Genomic DNA, 19201 nt, shown 5'->3' with positions numbered 1-19201 from the left:
TGCCTTTTTACCGATACTTCAACATAAACCGCTCCATCATGTACGTGAACGGCATATTGTAATAGCTCGGGAAATACATGTCGCTGCCGTGGGTGCCCATCGGCATCTCGATCAGCGCGGCGCGCGCGTTGCCCGCCGCGCGATAAGCGCGAACGAAATCGTGGGCCGTCTCGGGATCGACGATCCCGTCATGCTCGCCTTGGTAGACCAGCGCCGGCGGGCTGTCCGCGTTGACCAGAATGCTCGGATCGCCCAACGCCCCGCTGTCTACGCCGACTTCGCCGGCCAGGCCGTTCGCCGGATAGAACGGAATGATGCCTTTGACCTTAATGCCCGGCGCGAGCATATCGGCGAACTCCGCATTGGTCGGCGCAAGCCCCGCGGCCGCGGCCAACTGGCCGCCCGCCGAGCCGCCCGACAAGAACACCGAAGCCGGATTCGCTCCGTACTCCGCGGCGTGCTTTTCCAGATAGACCGTGAACAGTCCGATATGGCGAACCATATCGTCGATGCCGTAATGGCCGACCACGTCCTTCGGCACGACCGCCGATTCCACGAATTTTTTCGCGTCGCTCAGCCCGTACTGCACGTCGAATACGACATAGCCGCGCGAAGCGAAATATTTGTTCATCTGCGCATAGTTGCCCGCGCCTTTGTCCCCGATCGTCCAACCTCCGCCGTGAATGCGGATCAAGGCCGTTCCTTGTCCGGTTCCGCTTTTGCCTTTCGGCGGCATATAGACGTCGAAACGCAGCTTCAGTCCGGCGTCGCCGGTACTGTCCTGCCCTTCGTAATAGACGATATCGGTCTGAACGCGGTAATCGCCGCTCTCGGCCCCGTAGAAATAATCCGGCAGCAGGAACGCCGTTTTCATCAGTCCTTTGCCGTGCGTCTCCATGGGATCGCCGCCGAACGCCTTCGTGTACGCGTCCTGCGCTTCGTTGATGATCTTCGGCGCGGAAGCCAACGGCAGCGCGCAGACCACCAGAATCAGCAGGCCGATCACCCGTACGGTTCCGCGGAACAACGAGATGAAGAAGCCTCGTCTGCGGCCGTACATTTTGACGAGCAGCGCCGCGGCCCCGAGGAAGATCAGGCCGAAGAACAACGAATACTCCGGCAGGATCGTCTCCACGAGACCCGGATCGATGCCCGCGAGCAGAACGGCCGAAAAATACAGACCGAGCGCGAGATTCGCCAAGAACCACAAAGTCAGCAACGCCTTGAGAATTTTGCCGAGCAGGCTTCCCCGGGAAGCGCCTCCGTAAGAAGACGAATACGGCGAATAGCCGTTTCCTCCCCGCTTGTCTTCCTTTTCTTCCGTGCCTCCCTGCACACGCAGTAAAGCGACCCATGCGCCCAGCGCGAACAGCGCCAATAAGACGATTGCCGTCCACAGGCTGCGCGAATCGTAATCCCGAACCGCCGCCGAAGCCAACGTATTCAATACCGGAACCGCCGTCAATCCGAGCGCGTGCAGCGCCAGATAGACGTATTCCCAGACCTTATGTACGCCTCGCCCCATCGTCAGATGCAGATTGCCGAGCAGCGTCAGCAGCATCAGCAGCCCGTACAGATTCCAGACGCCTCCCGGCTCCTTGATCGTCAAATACCAGATTCCCAAACCGAGCGACAGTACGTTGGCCGCGAGCAGCCCGAGCGTTCCGATCGTTCGCAGCCCCGGCCTGTTTCCGCGTTCGCCGTAGCCTCCCGGACCGTAACCTCCCGTGTATGCCATACTTTCCTCTCCTTCCGTGGCTCATTATCTGTATCCTAATAGTCCCGAAGCGATTTGTCGATTCTCTATCACGTCGATCGCCTCTACCTTCCGCGGATAGAACCGGCTATAGAGAGAACGTATAACTGCCGGGGCGGCGATTCGCCGATAATATCTTCATAGCCGATTGCATTTTCAACTAAACCTAGTATAATACTCGGTAATAAAACCAAAGGAGCTGTATCCGCCCATGAACGTCGATGATTACTTGGATCTGTACAACTACGCCAAATCGCTCGGAGATGCCGAATGGCAGGCTTCGATCGCCGAATCGCTGAAGCTTCTTCTCTCCGCTCCCGCCTTTTCCGAAGAAGACGAGCTTTCGACGCTCTGGGGTCGTTTCGACCGGATCAACGAAGAATTGAAGCAATTGTTCCTGAATATGCGCGCGCATGCCGACTCGACGCGGATTCGCGAATGGGAAGAGAAAGTCTGGGAATTGAAAATGGAACGGATCGTCGTCTCGCAGCATATCCGTCTCCGCGGCGTTCGCGCCTAAAGGTTCGATCGCCGCGAAGCGGAACTTCTCGCTGTGTCTCCGATGCCGCTCCATGCCAAAAAGCACGCGGAACCGAATCGCGCCTTCGCGCGTCCTGCCCGCATGCTTCGCCGTTCTTATTTGTTATGCCGGATATCGCTTGTCCTCGCCTGCCGCTTCGGACGTTACTTCGACATTTCCATTTCTTTGCGCATCATGGACATGCACGAAGTCATCATCTCGTCGCACTCCTGCATTTTCTTCATCATCATGTCCATATCCATATTCATGTCTTTCATGCTCATGCCTTCCATGCCGGACATCTTCTCCATGCACATCTTCATGGTGTTCATCTTGCACATCATCTCGTCCATGCACATCATCATCATCATTTCCATCGCCATCTTGTCCATTACTTATTCCTCCTCGGGTTGTGTAATCGGCCAGACGCAATCCTTCGTACAGACTTATCTTACTTCGCTCTCTCTCCGGACGCATCCCCTATCGAAAAGTTTGATCGCATTCTCCGAATTCCATAAAAATGGTAATCCCCTTAGTGAACCGCTCCGAATTTACGCCTTTTCCTTTTCGAACGCGACCGCTTGATTAACGCCGAATCAAAATTGTTCCCGCAGTGTAAATCTTGCTTTCTTTCCCCCTCAAGCCGCATCCGACGGTGGTATGATCCGCTTAACAAGACCGGCCGAAGCCGGATCATCATCCATCGAAAAGGGGATTGTTATGTCTCAGCTAGCCGCTTCCAAACCGCCCCGCCGCGCCCGCAAACGAGGCTTGGGCGCAGGGCTGTTTCTGTCGCTGCCGGTGTTGTCTTGGGCGCTGTACGATTTCGCGAACACCATTTTCTCTTCGAACATCGTCACCATCTTTTTCCCGCTCTACCTTCAGCAGGTCTTGGGCGGCGACGCCCGGACGGATCAGATCGCCAGCACGTTTATCAGCTACGCCAACGCGGCCTCCGGCGTGCTGCTCGTCGTCTTCACTCCGCTGCTCGGCGTCTGGATGGACCGGACCGGTCGCAAAAAAGCGTTTCTCGTCCCGTTCGCGCTGGCGGCTATCGTTTTCACGTTCTTGATGGGCTTTACCGCTTATACGGACAGTCCGGCTTCGGCGCTCGGTCTGCCGCTGTCGATCGTCATGGTGCTGCTGTTCTTCACGGCGGCCAAATTTTTCTATAATTCCAGCCTGTTGTTCTACGACAATATGCTGCCCGACATCGCCGACGGTCCTCGCCTGCCGCTGATCTCGGGTTTCGGCGTCGCGGTCGGTTATACGGGAACGCTGATGGGCCTGGTCGTCTACGGGATCGTCGGCAGCCGCGATTACCCACTGGCCTTTATCCTGACCGCCGCGCTGTTCCTGCTGTTCTCGCTGCCGATCCTGCTGCTGTACAAAGAAAAGCCGGCGTCTCCGCCGCCTGGCGCACCCGGAGAACGCCGAACGTTCTTCAGCGGCTACCGCGACATCTACGAGACGTTCAAAGAAGCGAAGAAACATCGGGCGCTGTTCGTCTTCATGATCGCCTACTTCTTCTTCAACGACGCCGTCGCGACCGCGATCGCCATGATGAGCGTCTACGCCACGGCGGTGATGGGCTTCAGCGCGGGACAATTCATCCTGCTCTATCTGGTGGCGACCGTCTGCGCGATCGTCGGCTCGTACGCGTTCGGCCATATCACGCGCCGGGTCGGCAGCAAAACGGCTTCCGGACTCGTGGCGCTCGTGCTGATCGCCGCGCTGGTGCTGGCCGCCGCCGCGTTCTCGAGCGCCGTCTTCTGGGCAGCGGCCTGCCTGTACGGCGTCGCGATGGGCTCGCTCTGGGTCACCTCGCGCACGATGATTGTCGAACTGTCGCCTGTCGACAAAAGAGGCCAGTTCTTCGGACTGTTCGCTTTCTCGGGCAAACTCTCCTCCGTGCTCGGCCCGCTCGTCTACGGGACGGTAACTTGGGCGCTGGCCGGATACGGCACGCTGGCGAGCCGCGCGGCGCTGCTGTCGCTGGTCGTCATGGCGATTGCCGGATTGGTCGCGCTGCTGAAAGTACCTTATGCCAAACCCGCGGAGGAACCGGCCGAAGCCTGAAACGCGTTCGCTCCCCGTTTCGGGCAATCGCTTCCTTGCATCCCGCCGTTCCTTTCGAAGCGTACAGGTCGGACATCGCGCCGATCTGTACGCTTTTTTGCCGATCCTTGCGAAAAAAGGATTAAAGCCGCGCCCGAAGGGTATCTTATACATGAGTTTTGTTATGCGAAGCAAGTTTGTTATAATTAGTAACTGCATGGCGAGACTTCGCGGGACGGCGCGAAGGCCGACGCGAAGCCGCTCGCCCAATTTGTTGACGACAGAGGAGGAGTTTTCGGTATGACGACGAGTTTGACTGCAAAAGTAAAGCTGAATAACGGCGTAGAGATGCCTTGGTTCGGTCTGGGCGTATGGCAGGTAAAAGACGGGGAAGAAGCCAAAGACTCCGTAAAAGCCGCGCTGAAAGCCGGATATATCGGAATCGACACGGCGGCCGCTTACAAGAACGAAAAAAGCGTCGGCGAAGCGATCCGCGAGTCGGGCCTGAACCGCGAAGATCTGTTCATTACTTCGAAAGTCTGGAACGGCGATCAAGGGTACGACGAGACGCTGGCGGCGTTCGATGCCACGATGGAGAAACTGGGCCTCGACGTGCTCGACCTCTACCTGATCCACTGGCCGGTCAAAGGCAAATATAAAGACACTTGGCGCGCGATGGAAAAGCTGTACAAAGACGGACGCATTCGCGCGATCGGCGTCAGCAACTTCCAACCGCATCATCTCGACGATCTGCTCGCGGACGCGGAAGTGGTTCCGGCGGTCAATCAGATCGAATTCCACCCGCTGCTGACCCAGAGCGAACTGCTGAACTACTGCGCGCAAAAAGGCATTCAAGTCGAAGCTTGGTCCCCGCTGGCGCAAGGACGCCTGTTCGACAACGAAGTCGTCAAAGGCCTCGCGGACAAATACGGCAAATCCCCGGCGCAGATCCTGCTCCGTTGGGTACTGGACAAAGGCGTGGTCGTGCTGACCCGTTCGGTCAAAGAAAGCCGCATCGTGGAGAACGCCGACCTGTTCGACTTCGCGCTGACGCCGGAAGACGTGACCGCGCTCGAAGCGTTGAACAAAAACGAACGCACCGGCCCGGACCCGGACAACTTCAATTTCTGATCCGGATCGAATCCGATCGACCAGCCAGCCGTTCCCGTTCGGGAGCGGCTTTTCATTTTCGCGGATTGCTGCGAAATGTCGGACTTTGTCGCTCCGATAGCGATTTCGGAAAAGGAATGACGCAATTCGATTTGCGTCGACTCGCACGGTTGCGTTTATTTAGATAACGAGCAGCTTAACGAATCAAGCTCTGCCGATTCGCGGAACTGCCTTGTTCCGACAAACTTTCCGAAGCGGAGTGAAACTTATGAAGCAAGCAACAAGCGTATTCTACATAGCCGCAGCCATTCTCGTGGTGCTTGTCGGGATCGGCGTCCTCGCTCCCGATAAACTCGAGAGCATGACGGCCTACGTTCAAGCCCTATTGACGGATACGTTCGGCTGGTACTATCTGATCGCCGTTACCGCGTTCGTCGCGATCTGCATCTATCTGCTCCTCAGCCCTCTGGGACGAATCAAGCTGGGCAAGCAGGACGACGTTCCCGATTATTCGCGTCCGACGTGGATCGCCATGCTGTTCAGCGCGGGCGTCGGCATCGGTCTCGTCTTCTACGGCGCTTACGAGCCTCTGAACCATTATGCCGTCAGCGCGCCTACGGGAGACGTGGGCACCGATCAAGCGGTTCGCGATTCTATGCAGTACACGTTTTTCCACTGGAGCATCCATGCCTGGGCCGTATACGGGCTGGTCGCTATGTCGCTCGCTTACTTTATGTTCCGCAAAGGACAACCTGCGTTGATCAGCTCGACGTTGATTCCTGTGCTGGGTAGACATACGCGAGGACCGATCGGCAAGACGATCGACATTATCGCCGTATTGGCTACGGTTATCGGCGTTGCCACGTCGCTCGGCTTCGGAGCCGTGCAGATCAACGGCGGCTTGTCGTATCTGTTCGGGATTCCCTCAAACATCTTCACCCAGTTCATTATCATCATCGTCGTAACGTTCATGTTCATGGCTTCCGCTCTCAGCGGATTGGACAAAGGCATGAAACTCTTGAGCAACGTCAACATGATTCTGGCCGCCGCGCTGTGCGCGATGGTCTTCATCTTCGGCTCGACGTTGTTTACGCTGAATCTGTTCACGGACACGATCGGCCGTTATCTTCAGAACTTCATTAACATGAGCTTCCGAATCTCTCCGGTCAATCCTCAGAATCGGGAATGGATCAATACTTGGACCATCTTCTATTGGGCATGGTGGATCTCTTGGTCGCCGTTCGTCGGCATCTTCATCGCCCGGGTATCCAAAGGCCGCACGATTCGCGAATTCGTCGCTTACGTGCTGCTGGCGCCTTCGCTGATCAGCTTCATATGGTTCTCCGTATTCGGCGGATCGGCGATCGCGTTGGAACGCAGCGGCAGAGCCGCGCTGTCGCAGCTGGCACCGGAAGAAACCCTGTTCGGCATGCTTGCGAATTTCCCGTTCGGGATGGCTCTTTCGATTCTGGCTATCGGGCTGATCGCCGTATTCTTCGTGACTTCGGCGGATTCCGGTACCTTCGTGCTCGGCATGATGGCAACAGGCGGTTCGCAGAATCCGAACAATGTGCTTAAGGCCGTCTGGGGCATCATGTTGACCGCTATGGCGCTCGTTCTGCTCTATTCCGGCGGTCTTCAAGCGCTGCAAAATATGATGATCATCTCTGCGTTCCCGTTCTCGTTCATCATTATGATGATGGCGGTCAGCCTGATTCGAGCACTCAACCAAGACTCGCAGGAAATGGGACCGACCAAACGCAGAGCGCCCAAAAAAGAAGCGACCAAAGCAGGTTCTCAGATCTGAAGCCCTGCTTGTACGTCGAAGCTTAAGCACAAGATTCGGAAGCCGCGCCGGGTACGAAAATCCGGGCGCGAAAACTCGAAAACGAAACTTAACGGTGCCGGATCGGGTAATAACTTCAGAAGGCCGTCCCTGCCGCGAGCCGGGACGGCTTTCTTGTCGTTCGAATCGATAGGCAGCGGGCAGGTTCGATTGCCGCTCTATGCATCCATTCATCGTTGAAGGAGGAATTCCCATGTCCACGCTTGCCAGAGCCATCGCTCTCGCCGCGCAGTATCACGAAGGCCAGACCGACAAAGGCGGCCGTCCTTACATCTTCCATCCGCTTCGTCTGATGCTCAAAGCCTTGACCGAAGAAGAACAGATCGTCGCCGTGCTGCACGACACGATCGAAGATACCGATCTGACGCTCGACGATCTGCGCCGCGACGGGTTCTCGAACGAGATCGTCGAAGCCGTCGACCGCCTGTCGCGGCGCGACGACGAGACGTATCACGAGTTCATCCTGCGGATCAAAAAAAACCGATTGGCTTCAAGAGTCAAGATTCTGGATCTTCAGGACAATATGGACCTGACCCGCATCAAAAAGCCGTCGGAGAAAGATCAAAAGCGGCTGGCCAAATACAGCCGGGCGCTGGATACGCTGCTCTCCCACGACGACGAGGAGACTCACGCAAACGCTGAAGAATAAAGCGGACCGCGATCGGAGAAGATCGCGATCCGCTCAGCTTCTCTTCGATGATCCTTGCGAGTCAGGCATACGTTTGACGCAGCTATCATCGAAACCGAATGTTACTTATAGAAAAGAGGCTGTTGACGATGCCGCTGGTTGTTGTTCCTCTTCCCTCCTTGCCTTCTTCGGCCGGCCGGATCACCGCTATACACCCGCTTGCCGAACAAGACGCGACGTCTTACGCGTCCTGCGGGCTGCTCGCCGTCAATGATCGGTCGGAGCTTGTACGGGTGTCGCCGCTGCCGGGCGAAATACAGATCTTATCGGCGCTGCATATCCCCGAGTTCGATCCGCTCAAGCCGATTCAGATCGTCACGGATGTCCGCGGACGTTATGCGGCGGTATCGAATAGATACGGCCGATATGCGGTCGTATTCGCTCTGCCCGATTCGGCGGACGCTCCGGGTGCGCGAGCCGAAAAAATCTTGAAGCTCGATCGCGGCGATTATTACACGGACAAAAGCCGCTTCCCGCTGGCCTTTGCCGAATTGGACGATCGAACGCTGTTGATTCACGGTTCCGATTGGAATCGGGTCGAATTGACCGAGCTGCCTTCGCTTCGCCCGCTTGCCGAGCGGGCGTTTCCGGGGCGCGACGAAGCGGGCGAAAGCGACGAATCTGTCGAAGCGGCCGAATTCGATAATCTCGTCGAAGCGACCGGGCCTGAAGAAGCCGAAACGACGGTATCGGACGCTCAGGCCGACGTCGGCGAATCCGGCATTCCGCCGCTGCCGGAGCTGAATTATTTTCACGGCGGTCTGCTGACGTCGCCGGACGGCAGCCGAATCGCCGATACCGGTTGGGTCTGGCAGCCCGTCGGCCTGATCGGCGCTTGGTCGCTGCGGGAATGGTTGAACGATCCGTGGGCTTCGGAAAACGGGGAATCGTTGAAGCATTTTTTCCAGAGCGAAGATTGGGATCTTCCGGCCGCGTGGATCGATAACGAACGGCTTGCGGCCTGGGGCAGAATCGATACGGATCTGCTCGATCCGGAAGACTATGCGGAGATCGAATCTAAGCCCGTGATCGTTATCCATAACGCGCGTACCGGCTCGGTCTCCCGCGTCGCGAGAGATGTTCCGCTTTATCTGCTGTCTACGGCTTTCGTGCCGAGTTGGGAATGTTTCCCTTATCCGCTCGGCGGCATGGCGTTCTCCGAAAATCGGCTGTTCTTCTGGGGCCGCGGCGTGCCGCTGCATGTCTGGAATCTGCGGGCTTCGGAAGCTGCTCCCGTAGATCTTGCCGATGCTCGTCCGGAACCGGCTTCCGAAACGGCTTTTTCGAATTCCGAGGCCCATGAGGTTCCCGATTCCGCGCCGTACCCGGTCACGGAGATCGAATTTCACGATGCCGTTTATCATCCGGCAGCGAAGCTGTTTATCGACTTGCAGGCGGACGGGCGTTTGTCGGCGTTTAGACTCTCCGATGCCGATTCCTCGGCTGGACAAGCTTGATCCGAGCACGGCAAGAGCCGACAGCACCTAAGCTGTCGGCTCTTTTTCCGCTATCCGCTGCCAACGGAACGGCTTCTCTCCGCTTCTTACCCGTACACCCGCCGAATGATCTCTTCGAAATCCGGCTCGCGCATCTCCACGTCGTCGATCTCGCCCCAACGGCCCAGTTCGCGCAGCGCGTCCATCGTGCGGACTTCCTGCCGGTTGACCTCGACCGTCAATGTGCGCTCGCCGCGCGACAAGATCCGCATTCGCGGAAGCCGCGCTTGGCCGGCAAAGCCGGATGCCGACGGCAGGCTCGGCGAATTTCCTCCGGCAGCGTCGGCTGGCCCTGCCTCGTCAACCCTGATGGACAGATCGGTCGGATCCTGCGCCGCATCTTCCGCGTTCCGCTCGTCCGGCAGCTCGTAGCCGCTTTGATACGTGACCTTGATCTCCGTCGGCAGCCCGATCTCCCGCCGCAGCCCTTCGATCGTGCCGTCGTAGGTCAATTGTCCGCCGCCGATCACCATCACGCGGCGGCATAACTGCTCGATATCGTCCATATCGTGCGTGGTGAGCAGGATCGTTTTGCCGAATTCTTCGTTCAACGTTTTGAGGAATCCTCGGATATTGCGCTTGGCGTTCACGTCCAACCCGATCGTCGGCTCGTCGAGAAAGAGCAGCTCGGGATCGTGCAGCATCGCGGCCGCGATATCGGCCCGCATCCGCTGTCCGAGCGACAGCTTGCGCACCGGCGTGTCCCAGAACTCGCCCAGCGACAGCAGTTCGTCGAACTGCGCCAGACGCCGGCGTTTGTCTTCGTCTTCCACCCCGTACATATGCGCCAGGATATCGTACGAATCTTTGACCGGAAGATCCCACCACAGCTGGCTCCGCTGGCCGAACACCACGCCGAGCCTCGACGCGCATCTCGTCCGATCCCGATGCGGGTCGATGCCCGCCAGTTTGACGCTGCCCGAAGACGGGTGCAGGATGCCGGTCAGCATCTTGATCGTCGTCGATTTGCCGGCCCCGTTGGGACCGATGTAGCCGACGAAGTCTCCTTTTTCCACCGTGAATCCGATGTCCTGCACCGCTTCTTTGACGATATATCGACGCGAGAACAGCGAACGGATGCCCGCGAACCGGCCTTCCGCCACCACCGGCGTCTTGAATTGTTTGCACAGGCCGACCGCTTCGATCGCTACCTTGCTCTCTGCGATTACGCTCATATTCGTATGCTCCTCTCAGCTTCCCGTACTCTGGTATTTGCTGATCCCGAACCGCCAGAACGCCAGCGCCAGCAGCACCGCCGCCGCGGATGCGACGGCGAGCAGCGGAAACACCCATGCGCCGAGTTCGCCTCGCAGAATGTAGAGCGCCGGCACGTAGCTGACCAATCCGACCGGGATCGCCGTCAGCATCAGAGCCGACATCCAGCCCGGGTACAGCGTCAGCGGATAACGCGCCGCCGTCTGCGCCGCGTCTTCGGTCATGTTTTGCAGCATGGAGATCCGCGTGGTCCAGAACCCGCAGGTCGCCGTCGCCATCCCGATCGCGAACAGCAGAATGCCGCCGGTCAGCGCCGCAAACAGCGTCTGAGGAATCGCCCACCACGAGATCTGACCGCTGCGCAGCATCGCGCCTATCGCCCAAGTCAGGATCGCTCCGGCTTGCAGAAGCTCGCCCGGCATCAGCCGGAAACCGCGCGGCATCAGCGACAGCAGCACCGGAAGCGGCTTGGTCAGCAGTTGGTCCAGCTCGCCTTCGACCAGATAGCGCTCCAGATTATGCACTTCGTTGCCGAACGTGCGATAGACGGTCTTCGCCAGCGTCATGACCGCGAACAGATACCCGACCTCGTACATCGTCCAGCCTCGCACCGCGCCGAATTTCGCCAGCACGATCGCGACCATGAGGAATTCGGACAGCTGAATGATCGCCGCCAACACCGTGCCGAAAGCGAAATTGAACCGATACTGCATCCGGCTGCGAATACTGGTGCGGATCAGGAGGACGTAGAGCTTTATGTAATTCCGAAATCTTTTTCGCCGATCGACGGACGTCCGCGCCGATTCGTAAGTTTGTTCGTTCATCCGCCCTGCACCTCCACCTTGCGCCGCATGACGCGCGTGAGCAGCAGGCACAGGATCGTCAGCGCGACGCACCACGCCAGCGTTCCGAGCAGCGCGAGCGGATTTCCTTTGCCCAGATAGAACTGCGTCGGCGCATAGAGCATGAACGGGTACGGAGACGCCCACGCGATCTGCTGAAGCCAGCCCGGCAGCCATTGCAGAGGGATGAAGAATCCGGCGAGCAGATTCATCAATGCCTGATTGCCCCAATGCAGCCAAGACGATTCCGTCGTCCACAGCGCGCTGACCCCGATCATGTAGCCGATGCAGATGCCCATGTACGCCGAGCCCGCCAGCGCCAGCAGCGCGATCGGCAGCGTGCGTCCGCCGTCGACGGGAGTCAGTCCGAGCGCGAGCAGCATGACCAGATAGATGGGGATCGACTTGTACAGGAATTGGTAAGCGATCTGCCCCCATTCCTTGGCTGCCAGATGCGCGAACAGATGCACCGGACGCATCAGGTCGAGCGCGATCTGGCCGGTGCGGACCGATTGGGGAATGCCGAGTCCGACCGTGGTGAAGCTGGCGACCCAGAGCGACGTCTGGGTGAAGGTGATGTACTGCATCATGCCGTGCGTGCCGTATTCGCCGAGCGAATGATCGCGGCCGAGCCCGATCCAGATGCAGGCGTACAGATAACCGAAAGCGGCGCTCGCGAAGTTATGCAGCAGATGCGAGCCTCTGTACTGGATGTTGCGGGCGTAGGCTTTGGCAGCCAGCGCCGAATAAAGCCGGGTATTGCTCCTGAAAGAAATCATGTTACACCTCCGATAAGCTTTGTGTTGACGGTAGACGTCCACTTCAGACAAGGTGAGAAAAAAGAGAAGGTCACTAATATATCAAAAACGAATCGAGGAATGCAAGCGTTTTTTCGGGAAAAGGAGGAACGATAGGCGAGGCCGAGGCAGAGGGGATGATGGGATCGGCGCAGGGAGAGGAGCGTTTGGGTACGTCGAACAAGAGCGCTGGCAGCCGACGAAGAAGCGCGGCTTGTCGAGAGGAAAGGCGGGTTGCAGGGAGTGGGAAAGAGTATGTTTTGGGAAGGACAAAGGTGGATTGAAGCGGGCGGAAAAGAGCGACTTCGGCGAGGGAGAAAGGCGGATTTGATCGGCGCAGTTTGATGCGGGAGAATTCAGGTTTGAGGCGGACGGGTGAGCGTCGGTATAGCGCGGATCGAGGAATTCGCTGAGCATCAAGCAGCGAATGGCGGATTGCCGTGTACATGAGTGTATGGGGTCGCAGCTGCGCGACAGACCGCGGCGAGAGGCGGATTTTTTCGCCTATCGAGTCATCGGCGTGCGGTCGGGATACTGCGGATATCGAGCTTTTGCACATCTTTCTTCGCCGAGGCGTGACTATACAATCGACCGAAGCTGCGAATCATGATAGTTTGCGCCTATTGATCGTCATCGCGCGGCCGCTCCTACGAATGTTGACTTTTTGCTCACTTTTCATCGTGAATTTACCGTTTTTATTGCAAATGTTGACTTTTAGTCAGCATTTTCTTTGATTTGGCCTGATTTTTGCTCGAAAATCTCGAAATTGTTGACTTTTTGCGCACTTTTCTTTTTCTAATCGCATTTTCGGCGCTAAATGTTGACTTTTTGCACGAATTTCGCGATTCCGCATTTTCTGTTCCAAGCAAAAAAGCGGGGCGGCGAAAAATGCCGCTCCGCTCCGCTTCGCAACTGCTAGGGATTGGCGGCGCTATCGCCCCGCCGACCATTCCTCCATGATCCGGCGGATGCGCCGCACCCGCTCGGGATCGACCGGCGCCAGCGGGTCGCCGCCGAACCGGGCGGCGGAACCGATATGCATACGGTCCGCGCCGGTCGCGTCCAGAAACGGACGCAGGTTCTCCGCCGTCAGGCCCGCGCCGGCGAGAATCCGCGGCGGCGCCCCGGTCTGCCGGGAGCGGCGCAGCAGCTCCGCGAGCAGTTCGGCTCCTTCGGGCGCGCCCGGCGCTCCGCCCGAGGTCAGTACGTCCGTCACCTGCGGATAGACGGACAGCACTTCAAGCGCGCGCGAGAGGTCGACGGCCTCGTCGAACGCGCGGTGAAACGTGAACGCGAGGCCCGGCCCCGCGTTCAGCAGTCCGGCCAGCGCGGACTGGTCGACCGTCCCTTCCGGCGTCAAAGCGCCGGTCACGACGTCGAGTCCGCCTGCGGCCGCGATGCGGCGGATATCCCGCCGCATCTGCTCTTGTTCGTCTTCGCTGTAGACGAACCCGCCTCCCCGCGTCCGGACCATGACGCGGATCGGCACTTGCACGGCGCGGCGCATCTCCGCCGCGCGGGACAGGTCCGGCGTTACGCCGCCGGACCGCGGATCGGCGATCCACTCGATCCGGTCCGCGCCTCCCCTTTCCGCTGCCGCGGCATCCTCCGGCGTGCAGGCGATCACTTCAAGCAGCATCGTTATTCCTCCTTGCTGCCGATCGGGCAGACTGCGCTTTCCGCACTTCGCAGCGCCTGCCTTTTCGGACTGCGGATTTGAATGGCTTCTTTCCCGCTTCGCAGACTCTTCGGGTACGTTCCGCGAAGCGGCTTTTCGCGTCCATTGTAGCGCATGCGGCCCGCGAATGCGAAGGCGCACGAGCGAAAAGCAGCGGGCGAACCTCTAAAGGAACGCAGATCCGTTAGAAGGCCTTTTCGGACTCCGTTTCTTTTCTAACGGAACGAGACGACGCTTAGCCGTCGGTTTCCTGCCCGAATGCCGGAAAAAGACGCCGATTTCCGCGCTAAGCGTCCGCTCGTTCCGTTAGAACGGCAGAACGGCCGATTCGGGCGTTTAAGCGTCGGCTCGTTCCGTTAGGCCGCGACTTGACCCCCGAAGCGAGCGAACCTGTTTGTATTTCCGAAACTCCTTCACGCAAAGCTTGCACAAAAAAGGCTTCAAACCGCTATAACCGGTTTGAAGCCTTCGATCAGGACGCCGTTCAAGCCGCGTTCTCCCGCTTACCGGAACTCCGGCGGCGTCCGGCGAGCCACGCCCGTACGCAGCGCGGCTTCGACCACCGCGTCGCGGATACGGTCGACGACTTTGTCGTTGAACACGCTCGGGATGATGTACTGCTCGTTCAGTTCGTCGTCTTCGACGACGGACGCGATCGCCTGCGCGGCGGCGACTTTCATCTCTTCGTTGATCGTCGTGGCGCGGCAGTCCAGCGCGCCGCGGAACATGCCCGGGAAGCAGAGCACGTTGTTGATCTGGTTCGGGAAATCGCTGCGGCCCGTCGCCAGCACGCGCACATGCGGTTCGGCCAATTCGGGATCGATCTCCGGATCGGGATTCGCCATGGCGAACACGATCGGATCCGGCGCCATCGATTTGATATGATCCAGCGTGAGCAGGTTCGGACGCGATACGCCGATAAAGACGTCGGCTCCGGCGATCACCTGTTCCAACTCGCCTTGCTCCCCGTTCGGATTGCAGTTGTCGGCGATCCAATCCCACATCTCGTTATCGTATTTTTCCGCTTTGTGCAGCGCGCCGCAGCGGTCGACCGCGATCACGTTGCGCGCGCCCGCGGACAACATCATCTTGATGCAGGCCGACCCGGCCGCTCCGACGCCGAGCAGAACGATCTTGGCATCCTCCAGCTTTTTGCCGACGATCCGCAGCGCATTGAGCAGTCCCGCCAGTACCACGACCGCCGTGCCGTGCTGATCGTCGTGGAATACCGGAATATCCAGTTCTTCGTTCAGTCTGCGTTCGATCTCGAAGCAGCGCGGCGAACCGATGTCTTCCAGATTGATTCCGCCGAAAGCCGGAGCGATCAGCTTGACCGTGCGGATGATCTCTTCCGTATCCTTCGTATCGAGGCAGATGGGGAACGCGTCCACGCCGGCAAACTGCTTGAACAGCATCGCCTTGCCTTCCATGACGGGCATCGCGGCTCTCGGCCCGATATCGCCCAGTCCCAATACCGCCGTCCCGTCCGAAACGACCGCGACCGTGTTGCGTTTGATCGTCAGGGTAAACGCTTTTTGCGGGTCCTCGTGAATCGCCCGGCAGACCTTCGCGACGCCCGGCGTGTACACGTTGGACAGATCTTCGCGGTTCTTGACCGGAGACTTCGACTGAATCTCGATCTTCCCGCCCAGATGCGCCAGGAACGTTCGGTCCGATACGTTGACGATCGTCGTGCCCGGCAGCGCTTCGACGGCTTCGAGCACCGACTCGCGCATTTTTTCCGGCAGATTGACCGTCAAGTCGCGAATCGTGTGTTCCGGACTGGCATGAATGACGTCGATCGCCACCACGTCTCCGCCGCCGTCGCCGATCGCGCCCGCGACCTGTCCGAACGTCACCTGTTTCTTGTCCATCTGCAAACGTATGATCATGCTCGTTCCAAGGGCCATTGTCTACCTCCTGAGGATACGGTATTGGCGCAAAGCCCCGAATTCCGGACCTTGCTCGCTTACTGATAACGCTTACATCTTGAATCCGGACTTATTATAGCATAACTAAGTTGTCTTCGCTTGAAGGAACGTCAAAACGCAAAGGTCGCCCCCTGACTGCCGACTTCGCGCCTCTCGTCCGACAAAAAGCGAGATTCGCCGACTTATCGTTCGCGATCCGAAGCTTACCCGCGCCCGCTCATGGTATACTGGAACGGACAGAGACAACAGTTGGACAAAAAAAGAGACAGGTCCGAAACACAAGCGAACGCGCGGCATAGAAGGATACTTGTCGCGACATCCGCAAACGGAGGGAACCCGCATGAACAATCCGCAAGAAAGAAGCATCGTCTTTTTCGACCTCGACGGCACGCTGCTTAACGACGACAAACAAATCAACGATTCGACCCGCGAGGCGATCGCCGCGCTCAAAGCTCAAGGGCATATCGTCGCGATCGCGACGGGGCGCGCCCCGTTCTTTTTCGACCATATCCGCCGAGAATTGAACATCGATACTTACGTCAGCTATAACGGCTCTTACGTCGTGCTCGAAGACCAAGTCGTATTCACGAATCCGCTGAACGCCGAAGCGCTTCAGACGTTGACGGATCTGGCCCTCAATCATGAGCATGCCGTCGTTTATATGGATCACGAAGGCATGCGCGCCAACGTGCCGAGCAGCGAACGGATCAACGAGAGCATCGGGACGCTGCAAGTCGGCATCCTGCCGACGCACGACCCGCTGTATTACAAAGAACGCCCGATCTACCAATCGCTCCTGTTCTGCGCGGAAGGCGAAGAGAAACCTTACGAGACGCTGGTGCAGACGTTCGACTTTATCCGCTGGCATCCGTACTCGGTGGACGTTCTTCCGTCGGGAGGCAGCAAATTCAAAGGGATTCAGAAGATCGCCGAGAAGCTGAACATTCCGCTCGAACGCCAATACGCGTTCGGCGACGCGCTGAACGATCTGGAGATGCTGCGCGGGATTCCGAACAGCGTGGCGATGGGCAACGGCATGCCGGAAGCCAAAGAAGCGGCCAAATGGATCACGACCTCGAACAACGAGGACGGCATCGCGCAGGGGCTCAAGCTGGCGGGACTGCTGTAGGACGTGAACGAGATCGATAAAAAGAACGGGGGCACAAGCATGGAACAAAGCATCATCTTTTTCGATATCGACGGCACGCTGGTGGACGAGCAGAAGAAAGTTCAACCCTCCACCCGCGCCGCTATCGAAGAATTGAAAAAACAAGGACATATCGTCGCGATCGCGACCGGACGGCCGCAGTTCATGTTCAAAGAACTTCGCGAAGATCTGGGCATCGACACTTATGTCAGCTACAGCGGACAATACGTCGTCTTGAACGGTCAGGTGATCTATACCAACCCGATCGACAAGCGGTCTCTCGAACAGATGACGGACATCGCGATGAAGCATAACCATCCGGTCATCCTGATCGACGACGCGGAGATGAAAGCGACCGTGCCGGACGACGAATTCGTCGCGCAGGGCTTCGGCATGCTGCTGAATTACGTTTCGCTGGCGACGCCGGACCCGCTGTTCTACCAAAAAGGGTTCGTGTATCAGGCTTCGCTGTTCTGCAGCGAAGAAGATCAAGGACTGTACGACGCGATCTTCCCCGCGCTGTCCTTTATCCGTTGGAGTCCGATCTCCGCGGACGTGCTTCCGGCGGGCGGCAGCAAACTGGAAGGCATCCGCAAGATCACGGAGAAGCTCGGCATCCCGCCGGAGCGCCAATACGCGTTCGGCGACGCGCTGAACGACATGGAGATGCTGAGCGGCATTCCGAACAGCGTGGCGATGGGCAACGGCCTGCCGGAAGTGAAGGCGGTCGCCAAGTGGGTCACGAAGACCAACGAGGACGACGGCATCGCGCACGGTTTGCAATTGGCGGGGCTGCTGTAAAAGGCGAAAAGCCCGCTTGCGGCATCGCTCGGCGTGCTATACTAATAGCAAACGGCGAAGCTCGATCTTTTGCGGATCTCTTGCCCGATCTTATCCACTTTGGAGGTTCAACATACCCATGCTTACTTTTGAACAAAAACTCGCGATTCTGGATTCGTTCCCGGAACTCGAGCGGCGCGACGTGTCGCTCGGACGCGTCAACTATCATTTCGAAGGCAGCGCGCACGACAAGAAGACCGTCGGTTACCGCTTCCATCCGAACGGCAACGGTTACGTGTTCGCCGGGCTGGTCGGCGATTACGACACGGACGACAAAGGCTTCGTGAACGTGCGCGACTTCTCGGAAGCGCAGCTTCGCGAGATCATCGACGCGTCGATCCGCTCGCTGTCGCCGGCCGGCGGAGCTTCCGCTCCCCAAGCCGCTTCGGCGCCGTCTTCTTCGGCCGCTTCGTCGCACGACGAGATCTGGACCGACGAAGAAGGTCAAGAACTGATCCTGAAGTTCGAAGAAGAGACGTTCTTCGTCTACTCCGGAGAAAGTCTGGAAATGGCGTTCGAGACGCGCGAAGAAGCCGAAGAATATCTGGCGGAAGAAGGGTTTTCGTTCAACCGCAGATGATCCTTCCCGCCCGGAGCCGCCCAGCGCCCCGGCTCGAGCCGAAACGCGAAAAACCGCCGCGAAGACCGTCCCCGACGGACCGCTTCGCGGCGGTTTTTTTGCTGCGTTCATGTCTTTCTTTTTCCGGACGGCGCTTGTCAGGAGAAGATATCGAATGCGGCTCCCGCGATTCCGGGCGAACGTCGGCTCAGCAGCGCTACTCCCTGCATGACGGCGATCCACTCGTATTCGTTCACGGGTCCTTCGGCTCCGTTCTCCGTAAGCAGCCGGTATCGATCGCTTGCCCACCATTGTTTCTTGCGGTCCACGAACGCAGCTTCCCGTCTGCCTTCGATCCGGTAACCCCGCAGCCGCGGGTCCATCTCGATATCGTAGCAGCCCCGCGCCCCGGCGTCGTATTCGAATTTCGTGACGGACATCGGGGAATTCCGGGTCAGACTGCCGGCAAGTTCCTCGCGCGCGTCGTAAACTTCCCAACGTTTGGGCAGTCCTTTGGAGCGGCACCGGAACAGCACGTAATCTTCGGCGTCCAGCACGTAGACATCGCTCGATCCGTATTCGATCGCGCCTGCCCTTCCGCCGTCCGGCAGCGTGATCGGACTCTTGCCCGCTTTCCAGAACTTCCCTCCGAAATGCAGTTCCATCGCCGATTCCTCCCGAACGTTCGGATCCGTAAAATTCCCTTTAAGCTGCTCTT

General features: G+C 58.5%; 17 protein-coding genes. 9 read left to right on the top strand and 8 right to left on the bottom strand.

Going from position 1 to position 19201, the window contains the following annotated elements; all coding sequences use genetic code 11:
* Nucleotides 1–7 precede the first annotated feature (7 nt).
* A complete protein-coding gene (locus CDO73_RS09795) occupies nucleotides 8–1738 on the bottom strand; it encodes an alpha/beta hydrolase fold domain-containing protein (protein WP_088488340.1) in 1731 nt (576 codons plus the stop codon).
* Between the two features lie 229 nt (nucleotides 1739–1967).
* On the opposite strand from CDO73_RS09795, the gene CDO73_RS09790 reads away from it, so the two are divergent.
* Nucleotides 1968–2276 (top strand): hypothetical protein, encoded by a 309-nt coding sequence (locus tag CDO73_RS09790; protein ID WP_088488339.1) that lies wholly within the window; start codon nucleotides 1968–1970, stop codon nucleotides 2274–2276.
* A 164-nt stretch (nucleotides 2277–2440) separates the two neighbouring features.
* Here the strand turns inward: CDO73_RS09790 and CDO73_RS09785 are convergent, their stop codons facing one another.
* The gene (locus CDO73_RS09785; protein WP_088488338.1) at nucleotides 2441–2668 is read right to left on the bottom strand and encodes a hypothetical protein; all 228 of its coding nucleotides are present in this window, start codon (nucleotides 2666–2668) and stop codon (nucleotides 2441–2443) included.
* 328 nt (nucleotides 2669–2996) lie between these two features.
* On the opposite strand from CDO73_RS09785, the gene CDO73_RS09780 reads away from it, so the two are divergent.
* The 5 genes from CDO73_RS09780 (at nucleotide 2997) to CDO73_RS09760 (ending at nucleotide 9435) form a co-directional block, all read left to right on the top strand.
* The gene (locus tag CDO73_RS09780) at nucleotides 2997–4355 is read left to right on the top strand and encodes an MFS transporter (RefSeq protein WP_088488337.1); all 1359 of its coding nucleotides are present in this window, start codon (nucleotides 2997–2999) and stop codon (nucleotides 4353–4355) included.
* A 279-nt stretch (nucleotides 4356–4634) separates the two neighbouring features.
* Nucleotides 4635–5465 carry an aldo/keto reductase gene (locus CDO73_RS09775; RefSeq protein ID WP_088488336.1) on the top strand — a complete coding sequence of 277 codons (831 nt, stop codon included), beginning with the start codon at nucleotides 4635–4637 and terminating at the stop codon, nucleotides 5463–5465.
* A gap of 247 nt (nucleotides 5466–5712) precedes the next feature.
* Entirely contained in the window at nucleotides 5713–7251 is a 1539-nt protein-coding gene (locus CDO73_RS09770; protein WP_088488335.1) for a glycine betaine uptake BCCT transporter, read from the top strand.
* Nucleotides 7252–7483: 232 nt separating this feature from the next.
* Nucleotides 7484–7939, top strand: a complete 456-nt coding sequence (locus CDO73_RS09765) for an HD domain-containing protein (protein ID WP_088488334.1) — start codon at nucleotides 7484–7486, stop codon at nucleotides 7937–7939.
* Between the two features lie 128 nt (nucleotides 7940–8067).
* The gene (locus tag CDO73_RS09760; RefSeq protein WP_088488333.1) at nucleotides 8068–9435 is read left to right on the top strand and encodes a hypothetical protein; all 1368 of its coding nucleotides are present in this window, start codon (nucleotides 8068–8070) and stop codon (nucleotides 9433–9435) included.
* An 86-nt stretch (nucleotides 9436–9521) separates the two neighbouring features.
* Here the strand turns inward: CDO73_RS09760 and CDO73_RS09755 are convergent, their stop codons facing one another.
* The 5 genes from CDO73_RS09755 to CDO73_RS09735 form a co-directional block, all read right to left on the bottom strand.
* Complete coding sequence (locus CDO73_RS09755; protein ID WP_088488332.1) at nucleotides 9522–10649, bottom strand: ABC transporter ATP-binding protein; 1128 nt, start codon at nucleotides 10647–10649, stop codon at nucleotides 9522–9524.
* A gap of 15 nt (nucleotides 10650–10664) precedes the next feature.
* Complete coding sequence (locus CDO73_RS09750) at nucleotides 10665–11513, bottom strand: ABC transporter permease (RefSeq protein ID WP_088488331.1); 849 nt, start codon at nucleotides 11511–11513, stop codon at nucleotides 10665–10667.
* Complete coding sequence (locus tag CDO73_RS09745) at nucleotides 11510–12310, bottom strand: ABC transporter permease (protein WP_088488330.1); 801 nt, start codon at nucleotides 12308–12310, stop codon at nucleotides 11510–11512. The genes CDO73_RS09750 and CDO73_RS09745 overlap by 4 nt, the downstream gene beginning before the upstream one ends.
* A gap of 949 nt (nucleotides 12311–13259) precedes the next feature.
* Nucleotides 13260–13967, bottom strand: a complete 708-nt coding sequence (locus tag CDO73_RS09740) for a copper homeostasis protein CutC (RefSeq protein ID WP_088488329.1) — start codon at nucleotides 13965–13967, stop codon at nucleotides 13260–13262.
* 542 nt (nucleotides 13968–14509) lie between these two features.
* On the bottom strand, nucleotides 14510–15916 hold the full coding sequence (locus CDO73_RS09735; protein ID WP_088488328.1) for an NAD-dependent malic enzyme: 1407 nt from the start codon (nucleotides 15914–15916) through the stop codon (nucleotides 14510–14512).
* A 361-nt stretch (nucleotides 15917–16277) separates the two neighbouring features.
* On the opposite strand from CDO73_RS09735, the gene CDO73_RS09730 reads away from it, so the two are divergent.
* The 3 genes from CDO73_RS09730 (at nucleotide 16278) to CDO73_RS09720 (ending at nucleotide 18504) form a co-directional block, all read left to right on the top strand.
* Complete coding sequence (locus CDO73_RS09730) at nucleotides 16278–17066, top strand: Cof-type HAD-IIB family hydrolase (RefSeq protein WP_088488327.1); 789 nt, start codon at nucleotides 16278–16280, stop codon at nucleotides 17064–17066.
* A gap of 39 nt (nucleotides 17067–17105) precedes the next feature.
* The gene (locus tag CDO73_RS09725) at nucleotides 17106–17885 is read left to right on the top strand and encodes a Cof-type HAD-IIB family hydrolase (protein WP_088488326.1); all 780 of its coding nucleotides are present in this window, start codon (nucleotides 17106–17108) and stop codon (nucleotides 17883–17885) included.
* 118 nt (nucleotides 17886–18003) lie between these two features.
* On the top strand, nucleotides 18004–18504 hold the full coding sequence (locus tag CDO73_RS09720; protein WP_088488325.1) for a hypothetical protein: 501 nt from the start codon (nucleotides 18004–18006) through the stop codon (nucleotides 18502–18504).
* A 137-nt stretch (nucleotides 18505–18641) separates the two neighbouring features.
* Here the strand turns inward: CDO73_RS09720 and CDO73_RS09715 are convergent, their stop codons facing one another.
* Nucleotides 18642–19148, bottom strand: a complete 507-nt coding sequence (locus CDO73_RS09715; RefSeq protein WP_143536107.1) for a hypothetical protein — start codon at nucleotides 19146–19148, stop codon at nucleotides 18642–18644.
* Nucleotides 19149–19201 lie beyond the last annotated feature (53 nt).

The organism is Saccharibacillus sp. O23 (genome assembly GCF_002205895.1).
Lineage (GTDB): Bacteria > Bacillota > Bacilli > Paenibacillales > Paenibacillaceae > Saccharibacillus.
Note: the sequence above shows the minus strand (reverse complement) of the source record. Positions and strands in the feature narration are given on the sequence as shown.